The organism is Ewingella americana ATCC 33852 (assembly GCF_000735345.1).
Taxonomy (GTDB): Bacteria; Pseudomonadota; Gammaproteobacteria; order Enterobacterales; family Enterobacteriaceae; genus Ewingella; species Ewingella americana.
Map to the genome: position 1 here is coordinate 57,732 of NZ_JMPJ01000068.1, position 25,776 is coordinate 83,507.

Here is a 25,776-nt window from a genome sequence, read left to right on the forward strand (position 1 = left end):
TTCCAGATAGCCTATTCTTCGGCAACGTAACGAGCGAGGATAGCTTCAAACTGCTTTTTGAAGGCACTGTAATCCAAGGATTGCGTCGTGAACTTGTGTGCGTTTTCGCGCAGTTTTTGATAATTAGATTCATTTATCATTTGTTCAACCGCATCCGCACATTCTATGTGACAAAGTAGTTTTGGTGTCACTAATTTGTCAGCAAGTGGATCATAAACCTCATAAGGGAAATCAATCTTAATCCCCGTCAGTTTTTGGTGCTCTTCAAAACTGATTTTAGGCACCAATCCCAACCCACACTCCTTATCCTTTACGGCTTCGGGCTGCCCATCCACAAAGGGAAAAACAACCGGCACGCTGAAATAGAGCGCCTCAACGCATGACAGCCCAAATGGCTCGGTCACTGGGGTGCTCATGTAGACATCTGTGCGGTTGAAGAATTCACTCACATTGTCCTGAAAACCACTAAAGGTGACGTGATTGTTCAACTCGAGTCTTTCTGTCAGCTCTTCCAGCAATTGCCGGTCTGGTCCTTTACCGGCAATCTCCAGTTTTACCTTGTGGCCACGGTTAAGTAACTCGCGCATCATCAGCAGGGAAACGCTGATGCCTTTTAGTGTCACCAATCTGGAGGCAGTGCCAATCCGGACAGTCTCAGGCAGCGTTTTGGCTTCGAAATGCACGCCGGGTGGTGTCTCAATTCGGTTCGGTACCACTTCACAAGCTATCGGTAAGTTGAACCGCAGCTCCATCACGCGCTTGGAAGCCCACGAGGCCGACATCACGCCATCTAGCATGGCGAAGAAGCCTAGCGTTTTGCTATTTTTAGGATAACGCCACGAACAGCCGTGATCGTAATAAATAAACTTACCGCGTTTCGGTTTTGCAGCCAGCACCGGCACCAGATCCCAAACCACAATCACATCAGCATTGGCTTTTTCGATTTTATGTTTAAGGACAAATTTTCGCAAAAACTGAGGGTAACGCGTTGAGAAACCATTGAATATACGGTTGGCATAGGACACTTTTTTTCCGGCCAGTTTTTTCTCTATCTCGCCGCCGACCTGACTGTTAATACAAAGAATTTCATTGATGTTGTCAGGGTCATTATTAATGTATTGAAGGAACAGGCGTTCAACACCACCCATCTTTTCCAAATTAATAACATGCAGCTTTTTCATTAGAGTTGCCCACCTAAAGCTTCAAATACCCGCGCCGCTGAAATAGACGCCATGTCCTTGTCTTCGGCAGTCAATGACTGCTGATTCTTCCCATAACCCCCGATCAACCCCGGATCGGTCGGGCCATAAATCGTAATGTTTGGTCTGTCGAGAGCCGCTGTAAGATGGCTCAGGCCGGTATCTACCGATACCACGGCTTTCGCGCCGACTAGCATGCTGGCGACCTGTTCGAGACTCATCTTTGGCAGCACCACGACGTGCTCGAAGCCTTCTGCCAGACGGCATGCGCGCTGATATTCGTGCTCCGCGCCCCAAGGCAGTTTAATCACGATATCCTGATTGCTGAATAAGCCAATCAGTTCGCGCCAGTGGCTTTCTGGCCAATGCTTGTCCGCGCGGGTAGTGGCGTGAAGGAAAACCAGATAGCGGTTGGCATCGGCAGGCGGGTTCGCTAAGAAGCGCGCGGCGATGGCGTAATCGCCCTGTGTTTCCGGCTTCTCATAGCCCAAACTTTTCGCGAACAGTTCGCGCGTACGTTCGACGGCGTGCTGCTGCTTGCTTATCTCATGGCGCTGATTGAAAAACCAACTGGCGAAAGGCTCGCGGGCGCTTTTGGCGTCTTGCCCATGTTTGCGGCCTTTGGCTACGCGGGTGATCAGCGCTGCGCTCTTGATTAGGCCTTGAGCGTCAATTACCGCATCGTAGGTGCGCGATTGCAGCTCTCGTTTGAAATCACAGCGTTGCTGGCGCGTTTCGGAGCCAAACCAGTTCTTTCTCCAGCGGCGAATGGCCACTGGGATAACGCGGTCGACGGCCGGGTGCCAGCTAGGAATTTGTGCAAAGCCTTCTTCCACCACCCAGTCGAAAGAGATACCCGGAATGGCGTTCATCGCATCAGTTAATGCAGGAAGAGTGTGCAGGACATCGCCCATTGATGATGTTTTGACAATCAGTACCCGCATTACATGTCCTTTCCTGAAACCAATAGCTGAGACAACTCTTGATATACCTGCTCGGGTTGAATGTCGATCAGACTTTGATGATAACCCTGCTCGGCATCCCCTTTACGCACCTTGTGATAGCCGGTGATCAGGCGAATCACTTTGGCATACTGGCTGAGCGGCGGGGTGAAGTCAGGGCTGCTCGGCCCATAGAGTGCGACCAGCGGCTTGTTCAGCGCGGCCGCGACGTGCATCAGGCCCGAGTCATTGCTGACCACTGCCTGACAGGCGGCGATCAGCACCACGGCTTGGTCGAGGGAGGTTTTACCTGCCAGATTGAGGCACAGCGCCTGAGCCGACTCGGTCAGCGCAGCGCGAATATCTTCGCCCGCCGGATGGTCTTTGGCCGAGCCAAAAAGCACCACTTGATAGCCATCAGCAATCAGCTTTTCGGCTAACGCCGCGTAGTGATAGTGCGGCCAGCGCTTCGCCGGGCCGAACTCGGCACCCGGACAGAAGCCAATCACCGGCCTTGCAGCGGAAAGCGCGAAGGCTTGGCTAACGTCGGCGACTTCAGTATCAGTGACGCGCAACTGTGGCCACAGCAGAGGCTGAGGCAGATCGGCCGCGGAGTGAATCTGCTTGGCGTCATAGGCCAGCGCCACGTAGCGCTGAACCATCAGCGGAAAAGCGGGCTTATCCAGTACGCGAATATCATTAAGCAGGCCGTAGCGCATCTCGCCTCGCCAGCCGGTTCTTTGCGGAACCTTGGCGAAGAAGGGCACCAGTGCGGACTTGAAGGAGTTTGGCAGAACGAAGGCGCGCTGATAGTGGTTCTCGCGCAGGGCAACGCCCAGACGCCGACGCTCACCCAGCTCAAGCGCCCCGTGGCCTAAAGGCATCGGCAGGGCGCGGCTGACTTCTGGCATTCTGTCGAGCAGTGGACGGCACCACGCCGGTGCCATCACGTCGATTTCTGCCGCTGGCTCAACGGCCTTGATGGTGCGGTAAAGGCTTTGCGACATCATCATGTCGCCCACCCAAGAAGGGCCAATGACCAGCATTTTCATTACTTACACATTCCTTTACTCAACACTGATTATCAGACCGCGTGGTTAAGCCACGTCATGTATTCAGCCACGCCTTCGGCAACGGTTTTGAACGGTTTGTCATAACCCGCTGCGCGCAACGCGGACATATCAGCCTGAGTGAAAGACTGGTAGCGGCCTTTCAGTTTTTCAGGGAATGGAATGGTTTCGATTTGGCCTTTTTGGTGATGTTCGATCACGGCTTCAGCCACGGCTTGGAAGGACTCTGAACGACCGGTACCGCAGTTGAAGATGCCGGAAACGCCGTTCTGCCAGAACCACAGGTTCACGGCTGCGACGTCACCGACGTAGATGAAGTCACGTTTGAAACCTTCGCTGCCGGCGAACAGTTTTGGATTCTCGCCCGCGTTGATCTGGTTGTTCAGATGGTAAGCCACGCTTGCCATGCTGCCTTTATGACCTTCGCGCGGGCCATAGACGTTGAAGTAACGGAAGCCACAAACCTGCGACTCAGCGTGCGGCAGGATCTCACGCACATATTGGTCGAACAGGAATTTGGAGTAGCCATAGACGTTCAGCGGCTGTTCGTACTTGCGGTCTTCCACAAAGCTGGTGCTCTGGCTGCCGTAGGTCGCTGCAGAAGAGGCGTACAGGAACGGGATTTCACGCTCGAGGCAGAAGTGCAGGATATCTTTGGAGTACTGGAAGTTGTTATCCATCATGTACTTGCCATCCCACTCGGTGGTGGATGAGCAGGCACCTTCGTGGAAAATCGCGTCAATGTCGCCCAGATCATCACCGGCCACGATGCTGGCGATGAAATCTTCTTTGTCGCAATAATCAGCAATATCGAGGTCAACCAGATTGACGAACTTGGTGCCGTCTTTCAGGTTATCGACCACTAAAATATCGCGATATCCCATATCATTAAGCGATTTAATAATGTTGCTGCCGATAAAACCAGCGCCGCCAGTGACGATTATCATGGGACTCACCTTTAATCATTTAGAAAACCGCGCACCATGCGCAGTCTATTCAGTTGGCAATATCATAACACTTCATTATGTCAGTCACATTCGGAAGCTATCTGATTCGTTGGATTCTAGTGCATCAGGGCTTAAGGCGTGAACTATGCTACAAAATAAAGAAATTCTGACAGCTTCACTCGTTATTCGTTAGGCGGATTAGTAATGTGTCTGACGAATGAGTCATTTTCAGGAGATAACGTTATGTCCGCTTCGTTTTACCGCCAACTGGAAGAAGAACTTGATCAGGCGCGTGCCGATGGTCTGTTCAAGGAAGAGCGAATTTTGACCTCAGCACAGCAGGCGGAAATTACCGTTGCTGGTGGTGAACCGGTCATCAATTTCTGTGCTAACAACTACCTTGGGCTCGCCAACCACCCTGAGCTTATCGCCGCCGCCAAAGCCGGTTTAGACAGCCACGGCTTCGGTATGGCCTCGGTGCGCTTTATCTGCGGCACCCAAGATGCACATAAAGAGCTGGAAAGTCGCTTGGCCGACTTCCTCTGCATGGACGACGCCATTCTCTATTCTTCCTGCTTCGACGCCAACGGCGGCCTGTTCGAAACGCTACTGGGGCCGGAAGATGCCATTATCTCTGATGCACTTAACCATGCGTCGATCATCGACGGCGTGCGTCTGTGCAAAGCCAAGCGCTATCGCTACGCCAACAATGATTTAGCCGAGCTTGAAGCCCGTCTCGAGCAGGCCAAAGCCGAAGGCGCGCGACACATCATGGTTGCTACCGACGGCGTATTTTCCATGGATGGCGTGATTGCCAACCTGCACGGAATTTGCGATTTAGCCGAGCGTTATGACGCGTTGGTGATGGTCGATGACTCCCACGCCGTGGGCTTTGTCGGCGAGCACGGTCGCGGCACCCACGAATATTGCGACGTGATTGGTCGCGTGGACATCATCACCGGCACCCTTGGCAAAGCCATGGGCGGCGCGTCCGGCGGCTATACCGCAGGGCGCAAAGAGGTGATTGACTGGCTGCGCCAGCGTTCGCGCCCGTACCTGTTCTCCAACTCGCTGGCGCCGTCTATCGTCGCCGCCTCGCTGAAAGTGCTCTCTATGCTGGAGCAGGGCAGCGAACTGCGCCAGAAGCTGATGAGCAACGCCCAACTGTTCCGCGAGAAGATGACCGCCGCCGGTTTCACACTGGCTGGCGCTGACCACGCGATCATCCCAGTGATGCTGGGTGAAGCGAAGCTGGCGCAGGAGTTTGCGGCGGCCTTGCAGCACGAAGGTATCTACGTCACGGGCTTCTTCTTCCCGGTAGTACCTAAAGGTCAGGCGCGCATTCGCACCCAGATGTCTGCCGCGCACAGCACCGAACAAATCGAAAAGGCGGTGGACGCCTTCACCCGTATTGGTAAAAAGCTTGGCGTGATTGCCTGAGGAACCTGCATGAAAGCGTTAGCAAAATTAAAGCGTGAAGAAGGTATCTGGATGACGGATGCGCCAGTGCCTGAGCTTGGCCATAACGATCTGCTGATTAAGATTCGCAAAACCGCCATTTGCGGTACTGACGTGCATATCTATAACTGGGATGAATGGTCGCAGAAGACTATCCCGGTACCGATGGTGGTCGGTCACGAATATGTCGGCGAAGTGGTCGGCATTGGTCAGGAAGTCAAAGGCTTCAACATTGGCGACCGCGTCTCCGGCGAAGGCCACATCACCTGTGGGCATTGCCGCAACTGTCGCGGCGGCCGCACCCATCTGTGCCGCAACACGCAGGGTGTCGGAGTGAACCGTCCGGGGGCTTTTGCCGAGTATCTGGTGCTGCCAGCCTTCAACGCCTTCAAAATTCCAGACAACATCTCTGACGACTTGGCTGCCATCTTCGACCCACTGGGTAACGCCGTGCATACCGCGCTCTCCTTCGATTTAGTCGGCGAAGACGTGCTGATCAGCGGCGCTGGCCCGATTGGTATCATGGCGGCGGCAATCTGTAAGCACGTTGGCGCGCGCCACGTCGTTATCACTGATATGAATGAATACCGTCTGGATCTGGCGCGCAAAATGGGCGTGACCCGCGCGGTAAACGTCAAAAATGAGACGCTCGAAGAGGTGATGACCGAGCTGGGCATGACCGAAGGCTTTGATGTGGGTCTGGAAATGTCGGGCGCGCCTCCGGCGTTCCGATCCATGCTTAACGCCATGAACCACGGCGGGCGCATCGCTCTTCTGGGGATCCCGCCTTCGGATATGTCGATTGACTGGAATCAGGTGATTTTCAAAGGTCTGTTTATCAAGGGGATTTACGGCCGCGAGATGTTTGAGACGTGGTACAAGATGGCCGCGCTGATCCAGTCTGGTTTGGATCTCACCCCGCTTATCACTCACCATTTCTCTATTGATGACTTCCAGAAAGGTTTCGATGCCATGCGTTCCGGCCAGTCGGGTAAAGTGATCCTGAACTGGGAGTAAGTTCCCGTCGCAGCAAAGACAAAGGCCAGCATGTGCTGGCCTTTTTGCATTGATAACGCAGAGTATTTTACGGCTTTGGCGCGCTATTCGGCTTGTCGGCAAACCACGTGTTCCACGTGCGCTCAACAAAGGTGACGGCAGGCAGCTGTGCCACGCTCTCACCAATAACTTTGAACATAGTGTCAGCATACACCGGCGCAACGGGTTGCTTGGTGGTACAGAGGCGCGCCCCTTTAAACACCGTTTTCGGCGGCGTGACTTTGGTCGGCGTTTTGCCCGGCGTGCTGCGGGTCGGCTCATTGAGCAGATCGCTTGGACGCACTAAAACGATATCCGACGGCAAGTTCGGCAACATTTGCTGCAATACGCGCACCGTGGTCGGATGCGGGTGGCCGATGGCGATGGCATAGCCATTGCGGCGAGCAAGCTGGATGGCGCGCTCGAACTGCTTGCGGATCTCAGCTTCATTCTGCACATCATCTAAAAAGACGTTTCGCTTGATGACGCGCACCTGAGTCCCGGCAGCAGCCTGCACTGACTTGGTGTTGCCGATGGTCATACTGTCGAGGAAAAACAGGCTGTGGGCGTTCATGGCCTGCATCACTTTCTCCATACCCGACAGGCTGGAGGTCATGGCGCTGCCCATATGGTTGTTGATGCCGACGGCGTAAGGGATGCTCTTAATTGCTTGATCCACAATACGTTTCACCTCTTCGCTGCTCATCGACGGCGTTAAGGTATCTTTTTCCAGCGGCTGTTTACTCAGGGGAGCCATCGGCAGGTGGATCAGGATCTCACGGCCCTGCTGGTGGGCTTTCTCCATCATGATGTGCGAATCGGGCGCATTGGGGAAAATCGCGATGGAGACGGCCCTGGGCATCTGCAACACCTGATTTTCATTCTGTTGGCGGTAACCAAAATCATCAATAAGGATGGCTAATTTCGCTGCCTGAGCCTGACAGGCAAACAGGACGGTGCCGCAGAGCGCGGCTAAAACGGACTTTTTATATCGCAATGCTATCTTCCCAACCACGGCTGTGGGTTAACGGCCTGGCCCTGACGACGAATTTCAAAATACAGCGATGGCTGGCCCTGACCTCCGCTGGTACCCACCAGTGCAATGGCTTGACCGGATTTAACCTGGTCACCCACGTTCACCAGCGCGCTTTGGTTGTAACCATAAAGGCTCATATCACCTTTACCGTGCTCGATAACCACCACCAGACCGTAGCCCTGAAGCCAGTCGGCCAGCAGAACGCGGCCATCGGCGACGGCTTTGACTTCGCTCCCTTCGCGAGCCGAAATCACGATGCCTTTCCAGCGTAGCTCACCCTGAAGCTGTTCGCCGAAACGATGCAGAATAGAGCCGCGAACTGGCCAAATATCTTGCCCAGATGGGCGACCCAGCCCGCCGGTACGCGACACCAGTGCCTGCTCGCCCTGCGTCGGTTTGTAGGTGGAGCCTTTCTTCTTGGCTTGCTGCTCTTTGGCGCGAATAGCCGCGGCCTCTTTGGCCTCTTTCTCTGCGCGAGCGCGGGCGGCGCGCTCGGCGGCAGCAATCTTGTCGCGCAGGCGCGTTTCGTTAGCGCGCAGCTCAGACAGGCTCTGCTCATCTTTCTGCAATGAGCTTTCCAGCGAACTCAGCGTCTGTTTACGCGCTGCGCGGGCCTGTTCGAGCTTTTGCTGCTGGCTCTGCTGTTCGCTCAGTAGGCTTCTCTGCTGGGTCTGTTTGGCTTCCAGCGAGACGCGCTGCGCGGCCAGCGTGGTGCGCGTTTGCTTAAGCTGCTCGATAGACTTCTGACGGGCTTCGTTGAAATAGCCGAAATAGGCCAAAATGCGTTCACTGCGCTCGCTCTCTTCGCCACTCAGCAGCAGTTGTAACCCACTGTGCTGACCCACGCGGAAGGCGGCATCCAGCTGTTTCGCCAGAATTTCTTCCTGACTTTTTTGCTGCTTTTGCAGTTTGTCTATCGAGGCATTTAAATTGGCGATTTCTTTATTGAGGGTGGCGAGGGTCGATTGAGTATCACGCAGCCCACGGCTGGCCGAGGCGATGATCTTTTCCTGCGCCTGCAACTGGTCCTGCAACGAACTGCGTTGCTGTTTCTGCTGCTTAACGCTTTTCTCTTTTTCGGCGATGCTTTGCTGGAGAGTTTTGAGCTGGTCTTTATTGTCGTCAGCGTGTGCAACAAAAGCAGGAACGAGTAACGAGGCGCAAAGCAAAAATGCGGACGCCGGGCTGCCTAATGTCGTCTTATCATTAATAGAAAGACGGTTTTTCATTGCGCTGAAATTGATGAATTTGCTCAAACTTTTTCCTGCTTGCCGACCGTGGATGATAGACAATCTGGCTGTCCTTCAGGTTATCGTACCACTAATCAACAGCCTGATGCACAAACAAAAAAGGCGCACTAGCCCGCGCTAATACGCCTTAAAACTGTAGTGTATAACCGCCATCCTTCAAATGGCCGCAACGCTGAAAGTGCGGCCCGTTTAGCTGTTGTTCAGGACTATTTGGCGATAAAAAGCGGCTTCCCGCTCATTTCGGCCGGGGTTTGCATACCCATCAGTGACAGCATGGTTGGCGCGATATCGGAAAGCTTGCCGCCTTCAACCACCTGCGCGTCGGTGCCGATATAAATCAGCGGCACCGGCAGGTTGGTGTGCGCGGTGTGCGCCTGCCCGGTGGCCGGGTCGCGCATTTGCTCGGCGTTACCGTGATCGGCAGTCACCAGCAGCTGGCCGCCCGCGTTTTTAACCGCCTCGACCACTTTGCCGATGCACTCATCCAGCGTTTCTACCGCTTTCACCGCCGCTTCGTACACGCCGCTGTGACCCACCATGTCGCCATTCGGATAGTTACAGATGATGGTGTCGTACTTGCCGCTGGCAATGGCGGTCAGCAGTTTGTCCGTAAGCTCTGCTGAACTCATTTCCGGCTGCAAATCGTAAGTGGCGACGTTCGGCGACTTAATCAGAATGCGGTCTTCGCCGGCAAACGGCTCTTCCATACCGCCGTTGAAGAAGAAGGTGACGTGAGCATATTTCTCGGTTTCGGAGATGCGCAGCTGGGTTTTGTTGTGGGCCATCAGCCATTCACCCAGCGTGTTTTTCAGTGAAGCGGGTGGATAGGCGCACTCGGCGTCGATATCGGCGGCGTACTCCGTCAGCATCACGAAATCACCGAAGTTAATCACTTTATCGCGGGTAAATCCGTCGAAGTCCGGGCTGATAAAGGCTCGGGTGATTTCGCGCGCGCGGTCGGCGCGGAAGTTCATGAAAATCATCGCGTCGCCGTCTTCCAGCGCGGCATCGGTTTCGCCCGCACGGCGCAGCACGGTGGCTTTGACGAACTCATCGTTTTCATCGCGGGCATAGGCGGCTTGCAGGGCTTCCACGGCGTTATCGGCGGTGAACGCGCCCTTGGCCTGCGTCATCAGGTCATAAGATTGCTGCACGCGATCCCAGCGATTGTCGCGATCCATGGCGTAGTAGCGGCCAATAATGGAGGCGATACGGCCGGTGCCGAGCTGCTGGAATTTTTCGCTAAAGCGCTGAAGTGAGCTTTCGGCGCTGCGCGGCGGGGTGTCGCGACCGTCGAGGAACGCGTGCAGATAAATGGCTTTAGCGCCGCGACGGTGGGCCAGTTCAATCATCGCCATGATGTGGTCTTCGTGGCTGTGAACCCCGCCCGCAGAGAGCAGGCCCATAATGTGCACGGCTTTACCCGCTGCTACGGCGCGGTCGACAGCCTCAGCCAGCACGGCATTTTCGAAGAAATCACCTTCTTTAATTTCTTTATCAAGGCGAGTCAGGTCTTGATAAACGATACGTCCCGCCCCCAGATTGACATGACCGACTTCCGAGTTGCCCATTTGGCCGTCGGGCAAGCCAACGTCCAGACCTGAGGCGGCGATCAGCGTGTGCGGGTAAGTCTGCCACAGGCTATCCATCACCGGCGTTTTGGCATTCAGAACGGCGTTGTCTTGTGATTCCTCTCGGTGCCCGTAGCCGTCCAGAATCACCAGTACCATAGGTTTTTTGTTGCTCGACATGTCAAAAGCCTCATTAAAAGAGTAAATGTTGAATAGGCTCGCCGTGGCCCGCAGCACGGGTTTGGCGTGGCTATTCCCACTTTTTGCGAGAGGATTTTACGTCAGAGTGAAAACACAAATAGCCCTGAGAGATCAAAGTTGGGCAATGTATGGATTAACAAGCAGGATAAATGCGTGTTAATTTTCCGAGATATGCCGCAGTTTGTGGCATTAGGAGATGCTTACTGGCTGTATTTGCCGCAGCGCGCAGGTATACTCTCAAGCCTTGAATTTTCCCCCAACTGACGGGAGTTGCTACACCCCATGCAAGATATTATGCCGTTCATTAGTGCGCATCCGGTTCTCAGCCTGGCGTGGGTTGCGTTGCTGATTGCAGTAATTGTGACCACCTTTAAATCGCGTTTTTCTAAAGTAAAAGAGATCTCCCGTGGTGAAGCGACCCGCCTGATCAACAAAGAAGACGCTGTTGTGGTTGACGTGCGCGCACGCGAAGAATTCCGTAAAGGCCATATCTCCACGTCATTGAACGTGTTGAGCGCCGACATTAAGAGCAACAACTTGGGTGATCTGGCGAAGCATAAAGCACAGCCAGTTATCGTGGTTTGCGCCAACGGCACCTCTTCCCGCGCTGCGGCAGAAGGCTTAGTGAGTGCTGGTTTTGAACAGGTTTATACCCTGAAAGACGGTATCTCTGGCTGGAGCAGCGAAAACCTGCCACTGGCTCGCGGTAAGTAATTGCTTCAAATTACTCAGTAATACATCTACGACACTTGAGGTGGCTACCATGGCTAAAATTGAAATCTATACCAAGGCAACCTGTCCTTATTGCCATCGTGCGAAAGCGTTACTTAACAGCAAGGGCGCGGCATTTGAAGAAATCGCCATTGATGGCGATGCGGACAAACGTGAAAAGATGATCGCGCGTACTGGCGGTCCTTCTACCGTTCCTCAGATTTTTATCGACGGACAGCACATTGGTGGCTGCGACGATTTACATGCACTTGATGCCAAAGGTGGCCTTGATCCGTTGCTATAAGCGACATCAGGCAGTTGTGTAATTTAATCAAGTGTTTAAAGGACTATTAACTTAAGGGTACTACTTACATGTCAGAACAAAACAACACCGAGATGGCTTTCCAGATCCAGCGTATCTACACCAAGGATATCTCCTTCGAAGCGCCAAACGCGCCTCAGGTTTTCCAGCAAGACTGGCAGCCAGAAGTTAAACTTGATTTAGATACGGCTTCAAGCCAACTGGCTGATGAAGTGTATGAAGTGGTACTGCGTGTGACCGTGACTTCTTCACTGGGCGACGACACTGCTTTCCTGTGTGAAGTGCAACAAGGTGGTATCTTCACCATCTCCGGCATCGATGGGAACCAACTGGCACATTGCCTGGGTGCTTACTGCCCGAACATTCTGTTCCCATATGCTCGTGAGTGCATCACCAGCCTGGTTTCTCGCGGTACTTTCCCGCAACTGAATCTGGCACCTGTGAACTTCGACGCGCTGTTCATGAACTATCTGCAACAGCAGGCTGAAGGCGAAGGTGCAGAACCACATCAGGATGCCTGATGAAAACCGTCAATGCTTCAATGACTGTGATCGGTGCCGGCTCATACGGCACCGCTTTAGCCATAACGCTCGCCAGAAATGGCCACAACGTGGTGCTGTGGGGCCATAACGCCGATAACATCCGCACGTTACAAGCCGCTCGCTGCAATCAGGCATTTCTGCCGGACGTTCCTTTCCCTGACAGCTTAGTGCTGGAAACCGACCTCGCCGTTGCGCTGGCCGCTAGCCGCAATATTCTGGTGGTTGTGCCGAGCCACGTCTTTGGTGATGTCCTCCAGCAGATCAAACCTCATCTTCGCGCTGATTCTCGTGTCGTCTGGGCCACTAAAGGCCTTGAGGCGGAAACGGGGCGTCTGCTGCAAGACGTCGCTCGTGAAATCTTAGGCGATGACATTCCGTTAGCCGTGGTTTCAGGTCCAACTTTTGCCAAAGAGCTGGCTGCCGGGATGCCAACCGCGATAGCGCTGGCCGCCACCAACGCGGAATTTGCTGAAGATCTGCAACAGCTACTGCACTGCGGCAAGAGTTTCCGCGTCTACAGCAACCCCGATTTCGTCGGCGTGCAGCTTGGCGGCGCGGTGAAGAACGTGATTGCCATTGGTGCCGGGATGTCCGATGGCATCGGCTTTGGTGCCAATGCGCGTACCGCGCTCATCACCCGTGGCTTAGCAGAAATGAGCCGCCTTGGCTCAGCACTTGGTGCTGATCCGTCCACATTTATGGGCATGGCGGGGCTGGGTGATTTGGTGTTAACCTGCACAGACAATCAATCTCGTAACCGGCGTTTTGGCATTATGCTGGGCGAGGGGATGGATGTTCAGGGTGCGCAGGATAAGATTGGTCAGGTGGTCGAAGGCTACCGGAATACCAAAGAAGTCCGTGCGCTGGCACAGCGTTACAACGTTGAAATGCCAATCACTGAACAAATCTATCAAGTACTGTATTGCCAGAAAGATGCCCGCGAAGCGGCAATCAGCTTGCTGGCTCGTGCAAGTAAAGACGAAAAAAGCAGCCACTGATTGTAAGCCGGGACAGAGCCACTCTATTGGTAACCCGATAGAGCGGCTTTTTATTATCTTATCGAAGCCGTAAGGAACAGTAATGTCGTTAGAAGAGCTGGAACTGGTCTGGAAAAACATTAAATCAGAGGCGAGAGCGCTGGCTGAGTGTGAACCTATGCTAGCGAGCTTTTTTCATGCGACGTTGCTCAAGCATGAAAACCTCGACGGGGCATTAAGCTACATTCTGGCTAACAAGCTGGGCAGCCCGATTATGCCAGCGATTGCCATTCGTGAAGTGGTGGAAGAGGCTTATCGCAATGACGCCCAGATGACGCTGTCCGCCGCGCGTGACATCCTTGCGGTGCATCAGCGCGATGCGGCAGTGGATAAATACTCCACGCCGCTGCTCTATTTGAAGGGTTTTCACGCGCTGCAGGCTTACCGCATTGGTAACTGGCTGTGGAAGCAAGACCGTCAGGCGCTGGCCATCTATTTCCAAAATCAAATTTCCGTCACCTTTGGCGTGGATATCCACCCGGCAGCGCGAATTGGTTGCGGCATCATGCTCGACCACGCGACGGGTATCGTCATTGGTGAAACGGCCGTGGTCGAAAACGACGTCTCAATCTTGCAGTCAGTCACCCTGGGCGGGACAGGCAAGACCTGCGGCGACCGTCACCCAAAAATCCGCGAAGGCGTGATGATTGGCGCGGGTGCCAAGATTCTGGGTAACATTGAAGTCGGCGTAGGTGCCAAGATTGGTGCTGGCTCAGTGGTGCTGCAATCCGTTCCGGCGCACACCACGGCGGCAGGGGTGCCAGCTCGCATTGTTGGTCGCCCAGAGAGCGAAAGACCGTCGATGGACATGGATCAGCATTTCAACGGCATTACTCAAGGCTTCGAGTTCGGCGACGGGATCTAAGTCTGGCTATCAATGGCATGTGTTCACATGCCATTTCTGTTTTTACTTCGACTAAAAAAGCTCTCAGCTTTTAATCAGCGCGCCGGGGTAGCCCATCTGGCGCCATGCTTCGTATACCACCACTGATACCGCATTCGACAGGTTCATGCTGCGGCTTTCTGGCTGCATTGGAATGCGGATTTTTTGATTCGCTGGCAGGTTGTCCAGAATTACCGGCGGCAGTCCGCGTGTCTCAGGCCCAAACAGCAAATAATCCCCGGCTTGATAGCTCACCGCACTGTGCGCTGGCGTGCCTTTGGTGGTCAGGGCAAAGATTCGCTGTGGGTTCTCACTGCTGAGAAACGCGTCATAGTTGGCATGATGCTTAATGTTGGCGAATTCGTGATAGTCCAAACCGGCACGGCGCAGCTTCTTGTCATCCCAGCCGAACCCAAGAGGTTCGATGAGGTGCAACTGGAAGCCGGTGTTGGCACACAGGCGGATTATATTGCCCGTATTTGGTGGGATTTCTGGTTCAAAAAGTACGATGTTAAGCATGCGCCCCCCTGTAAGAGGGCGCAGAATAGCAGAATCTTAACGCTGATGCAGCGGTAGCCAGATGATAAGTCGCAGGCCGCCCAGCGGGCTATCTTCGGCTTTCACCCAACCACGGTGCTGTTGAACTGCGGTGTCGACAATCGCCAAACCTAACCCGGTTCCGCCGGACTCACGGTCGCGCGCCTCGTCGGTACGGTAGAATGGACGGAAAATCTGCTCGCGGTCAGCTTCGCTGACGCCCGGACCATCATCATCAACCGTGATGGTGATGCCTTCATTGTCGCAGGCGAAGTTCAGCGCAATATGGGTATTTGAGTAACGTAGCGCGTTGCGAACGATATTCTCAAGGGCGCTGTCCAGCGCGGCCGGGTTACCAAACAGCTTCCACGGACCCGGTGGTACCGGCACTTCCAGCGTTTTACCCATCTGCTCAGCTTCGAACTGGGCGTTTTCAATCACGTCGGCCCACAGGTCATTGGCCTTCAGCATCTCCCTCGCCAGCTCATTCTTATGCTGACTGCGGGAAAGCACCAACAGGTCGTTGATCATGCTGTCGAGGCGCTGTGCTTCCGTCTCAATACGCTGCAGCTCCTTGCCTTCACCGTGACGGCGGCGCATCAGCGCAGTCGCCAGCTGGAGGCGAGTCAACGGGGTTCTCAGCTCGTGCGAGATATCCGAGATAAGCCGCTGTTGAGCCGTGACCATGCGTTCAAGGGCGCTGACCATCTGGTTGAAGCTGGCCCCGGTCGCCAAGAACTCCTGCGGCCCGGCTTCCAGTTCTGGATGCTGCTTGAGATTGCCTCGCGCTACGTCGTCCGCCGCGTTTTTCAACTTACGGGCAGGTTTCGCCAGACTCCACGACAGCCACAGCAGCAGCGGTGAGCTGATTAACATGGTGACGATCAGCAGCAAGAATGGGCGGTCAAACATCAGGTTGATGAAGTCCCACTGCGGGCTGCTGGCTGGGCGAATCAGGTAGAGCTGATAATTGTCTTCACCGTCGCGAACGGAAAAAGGCCCGACCATTTCAAGACGGCCATACTTTTTCTTTTTCGGACGATCTGAGTTATCTGACTGCCCAATGAAGTTACGCACCACCTGCATTTCGTTGCGCTGCGCACCAATGACGCGGCCTTCGCTGGTGACCAGCAACAGGCGCTGGCCCGGCGGAGCCCACTTTTCGATAGCGCGGAATAGCCGACGCCACCACATCAGGTCATTCGCCGGGTCGCCCGCCAGCTCGGCTTCAACGTGCTGTTCAATCATCAAGCCTTGCCGCTGTTCACTATCGAGCAGCGGGGTTAATTGGCGTGAATCAAGCTTGGGCACCATTAAAACCAGCATCAAAACTAAGGCAACGGTAAACCAGAAAATCGCAAAAATGCGTGCCGTTAGGCTGTTGATCATGTAGCGGATACCATCAAATAGCCGCGTCCGCGCAGCGTTTTAAACCAAGGATGGCCATCCTGACGATCGGGAAGTTTGCGGCGAAGGTTGGAGATATGCATGTCGATAGCACGGTCAAAAGGCGTCAGGCGTTTGCCCAGCACTTCTTGGCTTAAATGCTCACGCGACACCACCTGACCTAAATGCTTCGCCAGCAGATAGAGCAGGGTGAATTCAGTCCCGGTAAGGTCGAGCGCGACGCCGCCGAAGCTGGCTTCCTGACGACCTGGATTCAGCTGCAAGCCATCCACTTCCAGCGTTGGCGAGCCGTTGCTTTCGCCAGTTTGCTGCTGTTCGCTCCAGTTGGAACGGCGCAGCATGGCGCGAATACGCGCGACCAGTTCGCGGTCGTTAAACGGTTTAGGTAAATAGTCATCAGCACCGAGCTCCAGACCCAAAACGCGATCCAGCTCGCTACCGCGCGCAGTCAGCATAATGACCGGCGTTTGGTGGCGTTGACGAAGTTCTTTTAAGGTTTCAATGCCATTTTTCTTTGGCATCATCACGTCGAGCAAAAGCAAATCGATACTGTTATCCAGCTTTTCAAGGGCCTGCTCACCATCGTAAGCAACCACCACATTAAAGCCTTCCATTTCGAGCAATTCTTTTAAGAGTGAAGTCAGTTCACGGTCGTCATCAACCAACAAAATTTTATTCATTGTATTTACCTCTAAGACGCAAAATACGTCATCAATTGCCGCTATTCCATGACTTTACGTACTTTTACATGCACTGACGCATGTTTGCAGCGACCGGTTTAGACTGATTTCCAATGATTCGCGATAAGCGATAAAGATATAGGAGTTAATGATGTCTAAGGTAGCTGCATTAGTTACGGCCTCGATACTGACACTGAGTTCGGGTGTCGTTTTAGCGGATACCGCTAATGTGACGCCAGTGGCACCTTCAGCTCAAGATACCAACATGCTGGACAAGCCTCAGGAACGCAACACCATGTTTGATGGCGTTAATCTGACTGAGCAGCAGCGCCAGCAAATGCGTGACTTGATGCATCAGGCTCGCAAAGACTTACCCCATATTAATGTAGAACAGATGGAAACCATGCATCGTCTGGTAACCGCTGAGAATTTTGATCAAAAAGCTGTTCGGGCACAGGCCGAAGTCATGGCTCAGGAGCAAGTGGATCGCCAGGTTGAAATGGCCCGCATCCGCAATCAGATGTTCAATCTTCTGACTCCCGAACAGAAAAACGTATTAAACCAGAAACATGAGCAGCGCATGCAACAGATGCAGCAGCAAATGGCTGGCTTACAACCTACTTCTGCCCAGAAGCCAAGTAGTATCAGTACCCAGTAATACCCCTGTTTTTCCTTGCCATAGACACCATCCCTGTCTTCCCCACCGAAAGGTGGGGTTTTTTTTGCGGCAAAGGCCACAAATCGGCGCATTAGTTGCGCCTGTAACTCCCAGCAGTTTTCATCCCAAGATAAGAGATATCTCGTATTATCAGTCAGATGTATCTTAGAACAATGCTATTCTTAGGATAGTCGCTAATAAAGACGCTGTTTAAAGCCTGTGCGGGTTCTTTTGGCTTTCGCGATTGGCGTCTACATTTAAAGCTCCCTTGAACGGCAATGAAAGCGCCTCTTTCCGCGAGGAAAATGCCGGAAATATGTTGTAAAAACAGGGTGAATCATTAAATTGCCAAGGGTCAACGCAGTAAGCGTATTCTTGCTGACTTGAATCAATTCAGCGATGGTGTTTTGTTATACTATAAACATCAAACGCTATTAGCCATTTAGTAGTAGTGCCAGCTAGTATCCGGGCCAATAGGCATGCTCAAGAATTCTTAAGAAATTGCATCTACAAGTTCAGAGGTGGTCATGATTAAAAAAATCGGTGTACTGACAAGTGGCGGCGATGCGCCAGGCATGAATGCCGCAATTCGCGGTGTTGTTCGTGCTGCTCTATCAGCAGGTTTAGAAGTTTTCGGTATTGAAGATGGCTACTTTGGCCTCTACGAAAACCGCATGCGACCACTGGACCGCTACAGCGTGTCCGACATGATCAACCGTGGCGGTACTTTCTTAGGTTCTGCACGTTTCCCTGAATTCCGTGATCCTGAAAACCGCAAAGTTGCCCTGAAAAACCTGAAAGACCGTGGTATCGACGGTTTAGTGGTTATCGGCGGTGACGGCTCTTACGCGGGTGCTGACCTGCTGACCAAAGAGGGCGGTATTCGCTGTATCGGTCTGCCAGGCACTATCGACAACGACGTGGCGGGTACTGACTACACCATCGGCTTCTTCACCGCGTTGGGTACTGTGGTTGAAGCTATCGACCGTCTGCGCGACACCTCTTCTTCTCACCAACGTATTTCCATCGTTGAAGTGATGGGCCGCCACTGTGGCGATTTGACTCTGGCTGCTGCTATCGCCGGTGGTTGCGAATTTATCGCTATCCCGGAAGTTGAATTCAAACGTGATGACTTGGTTGCTGAAATCAAAGCCGGTATCGCCAAAGGTAAAAAGCACGCAATCGTAGCTATCACTGAGAAACTGGATGATATCGACGAGCTGGCTAAATACATTGAGAAAGAAACCTGCCGTGAAACTCGCGGTACCGTTTTAGGCCACATCCAACGTGGTGGTGCGCCAGTCGCTTATGACCGTATTCTGGCTTCACGCATGGGTGCTTATGCTGTTGACCTGCTGCTGGAAGAAGGCCGCGACTACACCCAAGGCGGTTTCTGCGTCGGTGTTGAAAACGAAAAAATGGTTCATGAATTAATTTCTATCTGTATTTCTCCAGAAAATAAGAAAAGTAAATTCAAAGAAGACTGGTACGACACAGCTAAAAAATTATTCTAAAACAGATAATTACTTAATGATGAAGCCTCCACGCGTGGGGGCTTTTTTTTGCCTAAAAAACAGTTATTCCTGAATGGAATAGAAAAATACTTTTTAGTCTTTAGTTGTTCGATTTTTCTCTGGCAGGCTCTATGCATCTAATACGATAAATCCAATCCATTGAAAAAATTTCTGGGAGACAGTGAGATGCGTAAATGGGGTGTAGGTCTGGCATTACTGCTGGTGGCGACGGGCGCAATTGCGAAAGATGTTCAGATTCTGAACGTATCTTATGATCCAACGCGTGAATTCTACGAGCAATACAACAAGGCGTTCAGCAAATACTGGCAGGGTAAAACCGGCGACACCGTAACCGTGCGTCAATCTCACGGCGGCTCTGGCAAACAGGCGACCTCCGTTATCAATGGTATCGAAGCTGACGTGGTGACCCTCGCGCTGGCCTATGACGTGGATGCGATAGCCGAACGCGGCCGTATCGACAAAAACTGGATCAAACGCCTGCCGGACAACTCCGCGCCTTACACCTCCACCATCGTCTTCCTGGTGAAGAAGGGCAACCCGAAACAAATTCACGACTGGAATGATTTGATCAAGCCGGGCGTATCTATCATCACGCCAAACCCGAAAACCTCGGGCGGCGCGCGCTGGAACTATCTGGCGGCGTGGGGCTACGCTCTGCATCACAACAACAATGACAAAGCCAAAGCTCAGGAATTCCTGAAGGCCTTGTTTAAAAACGTTGAAGTGCTGGACTCCGGCGCTCGCGGCGCAACCAACACCTTCGTTGAGCGCGGTATCGGCGACGTGCTGATCGCGTGGGAAAACGAAGCCCTGCTGGCAACCAAAGATTTGGGCAGCGACAAGTTTGAGATTGTGACGCCAAGCGAATCCATTCTGGCTGAACCTACCGTCTCCGTGGTGGATAAAGTGGTCGACAAACGCGGCACCCGCGAAGTGGCTGACGCTTACCTGAAATACCTCTATTCAACAGAAGGTCAAACCATCGCTGCGGAAAACTATTACCGTCCGCGTGACCCAGCCGTTGAGAAGAAGTTTGCTGCTGAATTCCCTAAACTGAAGCTGTTCACTATCGATCAGGTGGCAGGAACTTGGGCCGAAGCACAGAAAGACCACTTCTCGACTGGTGGGATCTTCGACCAAATCAGCAAACGCTAAATGCCCGTCATACTTGGTGCTGTCGCGGCGTTGGATGCGGTTGCTTATCCGAATCGCTGACCAGATATCGCCAATAATAAAAAACCCGGCCTCTTCACAGAGCCGGGTTTTTTTATGCTGACGCAGTGAGTGCGTCAGAAAAGCGGATTAGGCTTTTTTCGCTTCAGCAGCGGCTTTCACGATAACGGCGAAGGCATCAGCTTTCAGAGAAGCACCGCCAACCAGCGCGCCATCGATGTCTGGCTGAGTGAACAGTTCTGCTGCGTTAGCTGCGTTTACAGAGCCGCCGTACTGGATGATCACTTGTTTAGCGATTTCAGCGTCTTGTTTAGCCACGTGGTCACGGATGAATTTGTGAACCGCCTGAGCCTGAGCTGGAGTTGCAGATTTGCCGGTACCGATAGCCCAAACTGGCTCATAAGCGATAACCGCGCCTTCGAAGGCTTTAGCACCCAGCGTGTTCAGCACGGCGTTCAGCTGTTTTGCACACACGGCTTCAGTTTGGCCAGCTTCGTTTTCTGCTTCGGTTTCACCGATGCACAGCACTGGGATCAGACCCGCGTCTTTCAGCACGCCGAATTTCTTAGCAATGAACTCGTCACTTTCTTTGTGATAAGTACGACGCTCAGAGTGACCGATGATGATGTATTTCGCACCGATGTCTTTCAGCATGTCGGCAGAAGTTTCGCCGGTGAATGCGCCAGACAGGTTGGTGTCAACGTTCTGTGCGCCAAGCGCGATGCGGCTGCCCGCCAGCGCGTGTTTAGCCTGTGACAGGTAAACTTCTGGTGGTGCGATAGCAACGCCACAACCTTCAACCGTGCTCAGCTCATTGCGCAGCGCAGCGATCAGTTCGTTAACCATGTGGGTGCTGCCGTTCAGTTTCCAGTTACCCATCACTAATGGATGTCGCATGTTTTTTCCTCCAAAAGGGGACGCGAGTGTCGATTAAAATTTCTGCCAAACAAGCAGATTACCTGCCCAATAGTATAGAGAGGATCACAACTAAAGGCTTTGCTTTTTGTCATTAATTGCCGTTATCAAAGGCTTAAGAAAGCGCGAGTTTTACCGGCTCTACGGCGAAGGTCAGCCCCTTCTCGCCATTGTCTGAAATCACGTAGCGGATCGCGCCGACCTGCTGCTGGTAGAACTGCTGGCCTTTGCCTTTGTCGATCAGCGACGCCACTTTCGCCACGCTTTGCTCCACCGTCAGGGTCGCGTCGAATTCGCGCATCAGGTTGGCCATGTAGCTGATAGCCAGCGTGCGCGCGGCTTTAGCCTCCGGCCCTTGAATCGGCAGATAGGTGATTTGCAGCGTTTTGATTTTCCCGGTGCCTTTCTCCAGCGCGGTGGAAGCATAGAGATTCTCATTAATCTTGCTGGCGGCGCGGGTCAGCAGCTCATTGCCGGTTTTGTCGGTAATGGCGCGGAACTCGTTGATCTGCTGAGTCGGGTTGGCCGCGTTGTATTTTTCGCGAAAGCTCACCAGCGTCATCTCGAAAGTCGGGGCACCTGCCAGCAAATAAGGTGCTTTCGGCATCTCCTCGACGGTCGGATGCTCGGCGGGTGGCTCGGCATAGGCCTGATTCAGCCCTGACATTAGCAGCAGCGCGGGTAGCGCGAGGCGAAGAATGAATTTTGCAGTCATAAGCCTGTTCTGGTTTTGAAGCGATACCCGATTAGAGCGGGGATCAGGGGGCAATGTCAAAAGGAGTGCGTAAACATTGTCGGCATCTGGCCGGGCTGGGTTACACTTTGCGGCAGTTTTCTGACCTGACTTTGATGGAATGCTTCCCCGATGACCCTGCAACACGCACTCTTTTCATTTAATGGCCGCATGGGCCGCCGTGACTTTTGGATTTGGATGGTCAGCTGGCTGGTGCTGATGGTGGCGGTGTTCACCTTTGCCGACAGACAGTGGATCGAAATCAAATCAGCCGCCTTTGCGGTGGTGGTTTTGCTGTGGCCGACGGCGGCGGTGATGGTCAAACGCCTTCACGACCGCAACAAATCAGCATGGTGGGCACTGCTGTTTATTCTGGCGTGGATGCTGGCGGCGGGGCATTGGGACATGATCCCGACCCTGTGGCAATGGGTGGTCGGCAGGCTGCTTCCGGCGGTGATTTTCGTGATGCTGATTATCGACTGCGGCGCTTTTGTGGGAACGCCGGGCACAAATCGCTTTGGCCCGGAAGCAGAGAGCGTCAGGTTCAAATAACCTATTACCAATAGTGCTCGCTGGTCATATGGCCCGGTTTGCGTTTCAAATGCTTACGCATGCCGCGGCTGTCTTTGAGGATTTGCTGGGTGTCGCGCACCATCTGCGGGTTGCCGCACAGCATGACGTGGCTGTCTTCGGCATCCATTTTCAGCCCCACGGCGGCTTCCAGCGAACCATCTTCAATCAGCGCCGGTACGCGGCCCGTCAGTGAACCCGCGACTTCTTCACGGCTCACCACGGTCTGAATATGCAACTTGCCGTTGTAGCGCTGCTGGAGCTGCTGCATCAGCGGCAGATAGCTGAGGTCCTGCGAGAAGCGTGCGGCGTGAACCAGCACGATATTTTTGAAGCGATCTAGCCCGATGCCTTCCTGCAAAATGGACAAGTAAGGGCCAATCGCCGTGCCGGTCGCCAGCATCCACAGGGTGTCGCACTCAGGCACTTCATCAATGACGAAAAAGCCCGCAGCCTCTTTAGTGACCTGAATCTCGCTGCCAATCTGCATGTCGGTCAGCCGTGGGCTGAGCTTGCCTTCCGGCACAGTCACCAGATAGAACTCAAGATTGGAATTGCTTGGCGCATTGACGTAGGAATAGGCGCGCTGGACGCGTTCACCGTCGATTTCTAACGACAGCTTAGCGAACTGGCCTGCGGTGAATGCATCAATTGGCGCGTTCACCTGAATGCTAAACAGGGCATCTGTCCAGCGGTCGACTTTGGTGATGCTGCCTGTAACCCAATCAGCCATAAAAAAGTACTCCGTTTTAAGTCCATGGTGCAGCGCGTCGGGCGCTTCATTTACCTCGCTGATTTTATTTCACATTCACTGAATCCATTATCGATTAAATGTTATCAACCTGTTTACGGCGGGTGAGCCACTGTCGCATGACGTACCGTTATCTTTACGAAACTGGCACTAAAGCCCGCCACTGGCGTAAACAGAGTTTTCCGCCTGCCTCTCGCTTATTCCTACGGTTTTGTTAATTTATGCGCCGACTGCTGACCCCGCCGAAACTGGCTCAATATGCTGGTATTCGGACTCATGAATGATTAATGAACTAGAAAATGAAAAAACTGGAAAATATTCACCTGCTGGTGATGTTGATTTTACTGGTGGCCGTAGGGCAGATGGCGCAAACCATTTATGTGCCGAATATCGCCGATATGGCGACAAGTCTGGCCGTAAAACCGGGGGCGGTTCAGCGAGTGATGGCGGCCTATTTAATCGCTTACGGCTCGTCACAGCTTATCTACGGGCCACTGTCGGATAAGATTGGCCGCAAGCCGGTGATCCTCACCGGGATGATGATTTTCCTTATGGGTGCTGCTACCGCGATGATGGCGCAGAACCTGACGATTTTGATTATTGGCAGCGCCGTGCAGGGTATGGGCACCGGCGTGGCGGGCGTAATGGCGCGTACCATGCCGCGTGACTTATACAGCGGCGGCGCGCTCCGCCAAGCTAACAGCCTGTTGAATATGGGTATTTTGGTCAGCCCGCTGGTCGCGCCAATTATTGGCGGTGCGCTGGCGGCGTGGCTGGGCTGGCGCGCCAGTTTTGGCTTCCTGTTACTGCTGTGCGCCGGTGTGGCGTTTTCCATGTATCGCTGGCTGCCAGAAACGCGCCCGGTTAACGATGAGCCGCGCGGCATGCTGAGCAGCCTTCACCTGCTGCTGGCGGATGGCAACTTCAGCCGCTATTTAGTCATGCTGGTGGGTGCTTTGGCGGGCGTGGCGGTGTTCGAAGCCAGCTGTGGCGTGCTGATGGGCGGCGTGTTGAAGCTCAGCGCGATGACCGTCAGCCTGCTGTTTATTCTGCCTATTCCGGCGGCGTTCTTTGGCGCGTGGTATGCCGGGCGGGCGGAGAAGAGCTTCAACCAACTGATGTGGCATTCGGTGATCAGCTGCCTGCTGGCGGGCGTGCTGATGTGGATCCCGGGATGGCTGGGCGTGATGAACATCTGGACGCTGATTGTTCCGGCGTCGCTGTTCTTCTTCGGCGCGGGGATGCTGTTCCCGCTGGCGACTACCGGCGCGATGGAGCCTTTCCCTTACCTCGCTGGCGCAGCCGGGGCCTTGGTGGGCGGCATTCAGAACATTGGTTCCGGGCTGGTGGCGTGGATGTCAGCCATGCTGCCGCAAACCGGGCAGTTCAGTCTGGGCCTGCTGATGTTCGCCATGGCGCTGCTGATTTTGCTCTGCTGGTGGCCGATGGCTAATCGCCAGCAGGAGCAGGGGCACACCATCTAACTCAGTGCGCGAAGCATAAAAAAAGCAGAGCCTTGGCTCTGCTTTTTGCTTTTATGGCCGCGTTAAACCCGGCAATTAGATGATGAACTCGTGCAGAGCAGCATCTTTACGGTCCAGATAGTGGGTCGAGCGAATGCGGCGAATGGTGCGCGACTTGCCGCGGATCAGCAGGGTTTCGGTGGTCGCCATGTTGCCTTTGCGGCTGATGCCTTCCAGCAGGTCGCCCTTGGTGATCCCAGTCGCTGAGAAAATCACGTTATCGTTGCGTGCCATATCGTCGAGCTGCAACACCTTGCCGGCTTCGATCCCCATCGCTTTGCAGCGCACCAGCTCTTCCTCGCCAATGCGGCGGTTCTCTGGCGTGTCACCTTTCACATCATGGCGCGCCAACAGGCGGCCCTGCATGTCGCCATCCAGCGCGCGGATCACCGCCGCCGAAATCACCCCTTCCGGCGCGCCGCCGATGCCGTACAGCACATCAACTTCGCTCTCCGGCATACAGGTCAGAATGGTGGCAGCGACGTCGCCGTCGGGGAAGGCGAACACGCGCACGCCGGATTGCAGCATGGCGCGGATAGCCTCGTCGTGGCGCGGTTTGGCGAGGGTCGCGACGGTCAGTTCGCTTAGCGGTTTACCCAAGGCGTTGGCGATATTTTGCAGATTTTCGGCCAGCGTCAGGTCTAGGTTAATCGCGCCTTTGGCACCGGGGCCGACGGCGATTTTTTCCATGTACATGTCTGGGGCGTTGAGGAAGGAGCCTTTGTCGCCAACCGCCAGCACGGCCAGCGCGTTGGACTGGCCCATGGCGGTCATGCGCGTGCCTTCGATCGGGTCAACCGCGATATCCACCGCGTCGCCCTTGCCTGTGCCAACTTGTTCGCCAATGTAGAGCATCGGCGCTTCGTCAATCTCACCTTCGCCAATGACGATTTGCCCGTCGATGTCGACCTTGTTCAGCATAATGCGCATCGCCTGCACGGCGGCGTTGTCGGCGAGGTTTTTGTCGCCACGACCAAGCCATTTGTAGCCAGCCAGCGCGGCGGCTTCGGTGACGCGGGAGAACTCGATAGCTAATTCACGTTTCATGGATAAACCCATTCGAAGAAAAATAAGGTGGGTGAGGCAAATGC

General features: G+C 53.9%; 26 protein-coding genes. 12 read left to right on the forward strand and 14 right to left on the reverse strand.

Going from position 1 to position 25,776, the window contains the following annotated elements; genetic code table 11:
- Positions 1-11: 11 nt before the first annotated feature.
- Genes GEAM_RS18655 through rfaD form a run of 4 tightly spaced genes read right to left on the reverse strand, consistent with a single transcriptional unit; the run spans position 12 to position 4,157 of the window.
- The gene (locus GEAM_RS18655; RefSeq protein ID WP_034794539.1) at positions 12-1,181 is read right to left on the reverse strand and encodes a glycosyltransferase; all 1,170 of its coding nucleotides are present in this window, start codon (positions 1,179-1,181) and stop codon (positions 12-14) included.
- Positions 1,181-2,143, reverse strand: a complete 963-nt coding sequence (gene rfaC / locus GEAM_RS18660; RefSeq protein WP_034794542.1) for a lipopolysaccharide heptosyltransferase RfaC — start codon at positions 2,141-2,143, stop codon at positions 1,181-1,183. The genes GEAM_RS18655 and rfaC overlap by 1 nt, the downstream gene beginning before the upstream one ends.
- On the reverse strand, positions 2,143-3,192 hold the full coding sequence (gene rfaF, locus GEAM_RS18665) for an ADP-heptose--LPS heptosyltransferase RfaF (RefSeq protein WP_034794545.1): 1,050 nt from the start codon (positions 3,190-3,192) through the stop codon (positions 2,143-2,145). The genes rfaC and rfaF overlap by 1 nt, the downstream gene beginning before the upstream one ends.
- A 32-nt stretch (positions 3,193-3,224) precedes the next feature.
- Positions 3,225-4,157 (reverse strand): ADP-glyceromanno-heptose 6-epimerase, encoded by a 933-nt coding sequence (gene rfaD / locus GEAM_RS18670; protein ID WP_034794548.1) that lies wholly within the window; start codon positions 4,155-4,157, stop codon positions 3,225-3,227.
- Between the two features lie 243 nt (positions 4,158-4,400).
- Between rfaD and GEAM_RS18675 the strand changes: the two genes are divergently transcribed.
- Together GEAM_RS18675 and tdh are read left to right on the forward strand one after the other, a co-directional pair.
- A complete protein-coding gene (locus tag GEAM_RS18675; protein WP_034794551.1) occupies positions 4,401-5,597 on the forward strand; it encodes a glycine C-acetyltransferase in 1,197 nt (398 codons plus the stop codon).
- Between the two features lie 9 nt (positions 5,598-5,606).
- A complete protein-coding gene (gene tdh, locus GEAM_RS18680) occupies positions 5,607-6,632 on the forward strand; it encodes an L-threonine 3-dehydrogenase (protein WP_034794554.1) in 1,026 nt (341 codons plus the stop codon).
- A gap of 67 nt (positions 6,633-6,699) precedes the next feature.
- Here tdh and GEAM_RS18685 read toward each other — a convergent pair whose 3' ends face one another.
- From GEAM_RS18685 to gpmM, 3 genes are all read right to left on the reverse strand, one after another.
- The gene (locus tag GEAM_RS18685; RefSeq protein WP_034794557.1) at positions 6,700-7,647 is read right to left on the reverse strand and encodes a divergent polysaccharide deacetylase family protein; all 948 of its coding nucleotides are present in this window, start codon (positions 7,645-7,647) and stop codon (positions 6,700-6,702) included.
- A 2-nt stretch (positions 7,648-7,649) separates the two neighbouring features.
- Positions 7,650-8,915 carry a murein hydrolase activator EnvC gene (gene envC / locus GEAM_RS18690; protein ID WP_051899577.1) on the reverse strand — a complete coding sequence of 422 codons (1,266 nt, stop codon included), beginning with the start codon at positions 8,913-8,915 and terminating at the stop codon, positions 7,650-7,652.
- 227 nt (positions 8,916-9,142) lie between these two features.
- A complete protein-coding gene (gene gpmM / locus GEAM_RS18695; protein ID WP_034794560.1) occupies positions 9,143-10,687 on the reverse strand; it encodes a 2,3-bisphosphoglycerate-independent phosphoglycerate mutase in 1,545 nt (514 codons plus the stop codon).
- 303 nt (positions 10,688-10,990) lie between these two features.
- Here gpmM and GEAM_RS18700 point away from each other — a divergent pair, with 303 nt between their 5' ends.
- The 5 genes from GEAM_RS18700 to cysE all read left to right on the forward strand — a co-directional run bounded on the left by GEAM_RS18700 (position 10,991) and on the right by cysE (position 14,185).
- The gene (locus GEAM_RS18700; RefSeq protein ID WP_034794563.1) at positions 10,991-11,422 is read left to right on the forward strand and encodes a rhodanese-like domain-containing protein; all 432 of its coding nucleotides are present in this window, start codon (positions 10,991-10,993) and stop codon (positions 11,420-11,422) included.
- Positions 11,423-11,471: 49 nt separating this feature from the next.
- On the forward strand, positions 11,472-11,723 hold the full coding sequence (gene grxC, locus GEAM_RS18705; protein WP_034794565.1) for a glutaredoxin 3: 252 nt from the start codon (positions 11,472-11,474) through the stop codon (positions 11,721-11,723).
- A gap of 68 nt (positions 11,724-11,791) precedes the next feature.
- Positions 11,792-12,262 carry a protein-export chaperone SecB gene (gene secB, locus GEAM_RS18710; protein ID WP_034794567.1) on the forward strand — a complete coding sequence of 157 codons (471 nt, stop codon included), beginning with the start codon at positions 11,792-11,794 and terminating at the stop codon, positions 12,260-12,262.
- Entirely contained in the window at positions 12,262-13,281 is a 1,020-nt protein-coding gene (gene gpsA / locus GEAM_RS18715) for an NAD(P)H-dependent glycerol-3-phosphate dehydrogenase (protein ID WP_034794569.1), read from the forward strand. Before secB ends, gpsA begins: the two co-directional genes overlap by 1 nt.
- Before the next feature lie 82 nt (positions 13,282-13,363).
- Positions 13,364-14,185 (forward strand): serine O-acetyltransferase, encoded by an 822-nt coding sequence (cysE, locus tag GEAM_RS18720; RefSeq protein WP_034794571.1) that lies wholly within the window; start codon positions 13,364-13,366, stop codon positions 14,183-14,185.
- 63 nt (positions 14,186-14,248) lie between these two features.
- On the opposite strand, the gene trmL is transcribed toward cysE, so the two are convergent.
- Genes trmL through cpxR form a run of 3 tightly spaced genes read right to left on the reverse strand, consistent with a single transcriptional unit; the run spans position 14,249 to position 16,827 of the window.
- Entirely contained in the window at positions 14,249-14,722 is a 474-nt protein-coding gene (gene trmL / locus GEAM_RS18725; RefSeq protein WP_034794573.1) for a tRNA (uridine(34)/cytosine(34)/5-carboxymethylaminomethyluridine(34)-2'-O)-methyltransferase TrmL, read from the reverse strand.
- Positions 14,723-14,758: 36 nt separating this feature from the next.
- Positions 14,759-16,129 carry an envelope stress sensor histidine kinase CpxA gene (gene cpxA, locus GEAM_RS18730; protein WP_034794576.1) on the reverse strand — a complete coding sequence of 457 codons (1,371 nt, stop codon included), beginning with the start codon at positions 16,127-16,129 and terminating at the stop codon, positions 14,759-14,761.
- A complete protein-coding gene (gene cpxR, locus GEAM_RS18735) occupies positions 16,126-16,827 on the reverse strand; it encodes an envelope stress response regulator transcription factor CpxR (protein WP_034794579.1) in 702 nt (233 codons plus the stop codon). The genes cpxA and cpxR overlap by 4 nt, the downstream gene beginning before the upstream one ends.
- Positions 16,828-16,978: 151 nt before the next feature.
- On the opposite strand from cpxR, the gene cpxP reads away from it, so the two are divergent.
- From cpxP to GEAM_RS18750, 3 genes are all read left to right on the forward strand, one after another.
- Positions 16,979-17,485, forward strand: a complete 507-nt coding sequence (gene cpxP, locus GEAM_RS18740) for a cell-envelope stress modulator CpxP (RefSeq protein ID WP_034794582.1) — start codon at positions 16,979-16,981, stop codon at positions 17,483-17,485.
- 527 nt (positions 17,486-18,012) lie between these two features.
- Positions 18,013-18,999, forward strand: a complete 987-nt coding sequence (gene pfkA, locus GEAM_RS18745) for a 6-phosphofructokinase (RefSeq protein WP_034794584.1) — start codon at positions 18,013-18,015, stop codon at positions 18,997-18,999.
- 186 nt (positions 19,000-19,185) lie between these two features.
- Positions 19,186-20,175 (forward strand): sulfate ABC transporter substrate-binding protein, encoded by a 990-nt coding sequence (locus tag GEAM_RS18750; RefSeq protein ID WP_034794585.1) that lies wholly within the window; start codon positions 19,186-19,188, stop codon positions 20,173-20,175.
- A gap of 147 nt (positions 20,176-20,322) precedes the next feature.
- On the opposite strand, the gene tpiA is transcribed toward GEAM_RS18750, so the two are convergent.
- Entirely contained in the window at positions 20,323-21,090 is a 768-nt protein-coding gene (gene tpiA, locus GEAM_RS18755) for a triose-phosphate isomerase (RefSeq protein ID WP_034794587.1), read from the reverse strand.
- A gap of 133 nt (positions 21,091-21,223) precedes the next feature.
- Positions 21,224-21,823 carry a DUF1454 family protein gene (locus GEAM_RS18760; RefSeq protein WP_034794588.1) on the reverse strand — a complete coding sequence of 200 codons (600 nt, stop codon included), beginning with the start codon at positions 21,821-21,823 and terminating at the stop codon, positions 21,224-21,226.
- A gap of 150 nt (positions 21,824-21,973) precedes the next feature.
- On the opposite strand from GEAM_RS18760, the gene GEAM_RS18765 reads away from it, so the two are divergent.
- Positions 21,974-22,393: a DUF805 domain-containing protein gene (locus GEAM_RS18765; RefSeq protein ID WP_034794590.1), complete on the forward strand. Its 420-nt coding sequence runs from the start codon at positions 21,974-21,976 to the stop codon at positions 22,391-22,393.
- 4 nt (positions 22,394-22,397) lie between these two features.
- Here the strand turns inward: GEAM_RS18765 and fpr are convergent, their stop codons facing one another.
- Positions 22,398-23,144: a ferredoxin--NADP(+) reductase gene (fpr, locus tag GEAM_RS18770; protein WP_034794592.1), complete on the reverse strand. Its 747-nt coding sequence runs from the start codon at positions 23,142-23,144 to the stop codon at positions 22,398-22,400.
- A 317-nt stretch (positions 23,145-23,461) separates the two neighbouring features.
- On the opposite strand from fpr, the gene emrD reads away from it, so the two are divergent.
- Positions 23,462-24,646, forward strand: coding sequence for a multidrug efflux MFS transporter EmrD (gene emrD / locus GEAM_RS18775; RefSeq protein WP_034794593.1), 1,185 nt, complete (start codon positions 23,462-23,464; stop codon positions 24,644-24,646).
- 75 nt (positions 24,647-24,721) lie between these two features.
- Here the strand turns inward: emrD and glpX are convergent, their stop codons facing one another.
- On the reverse strand, positions 24,722-25,732 hold the full coding sequence (glpX, locus tag GEAM_RS18780) for a class II fructose-bisphosphatase (RefSeq protein WP_034794597.1): 1,011 nt from the start codon (positions 25,730-25,732) through the stop codon (positions 24,722-24,724).
- Positions 25,733-25,776 lie beyond the last annotated feature (44 nt).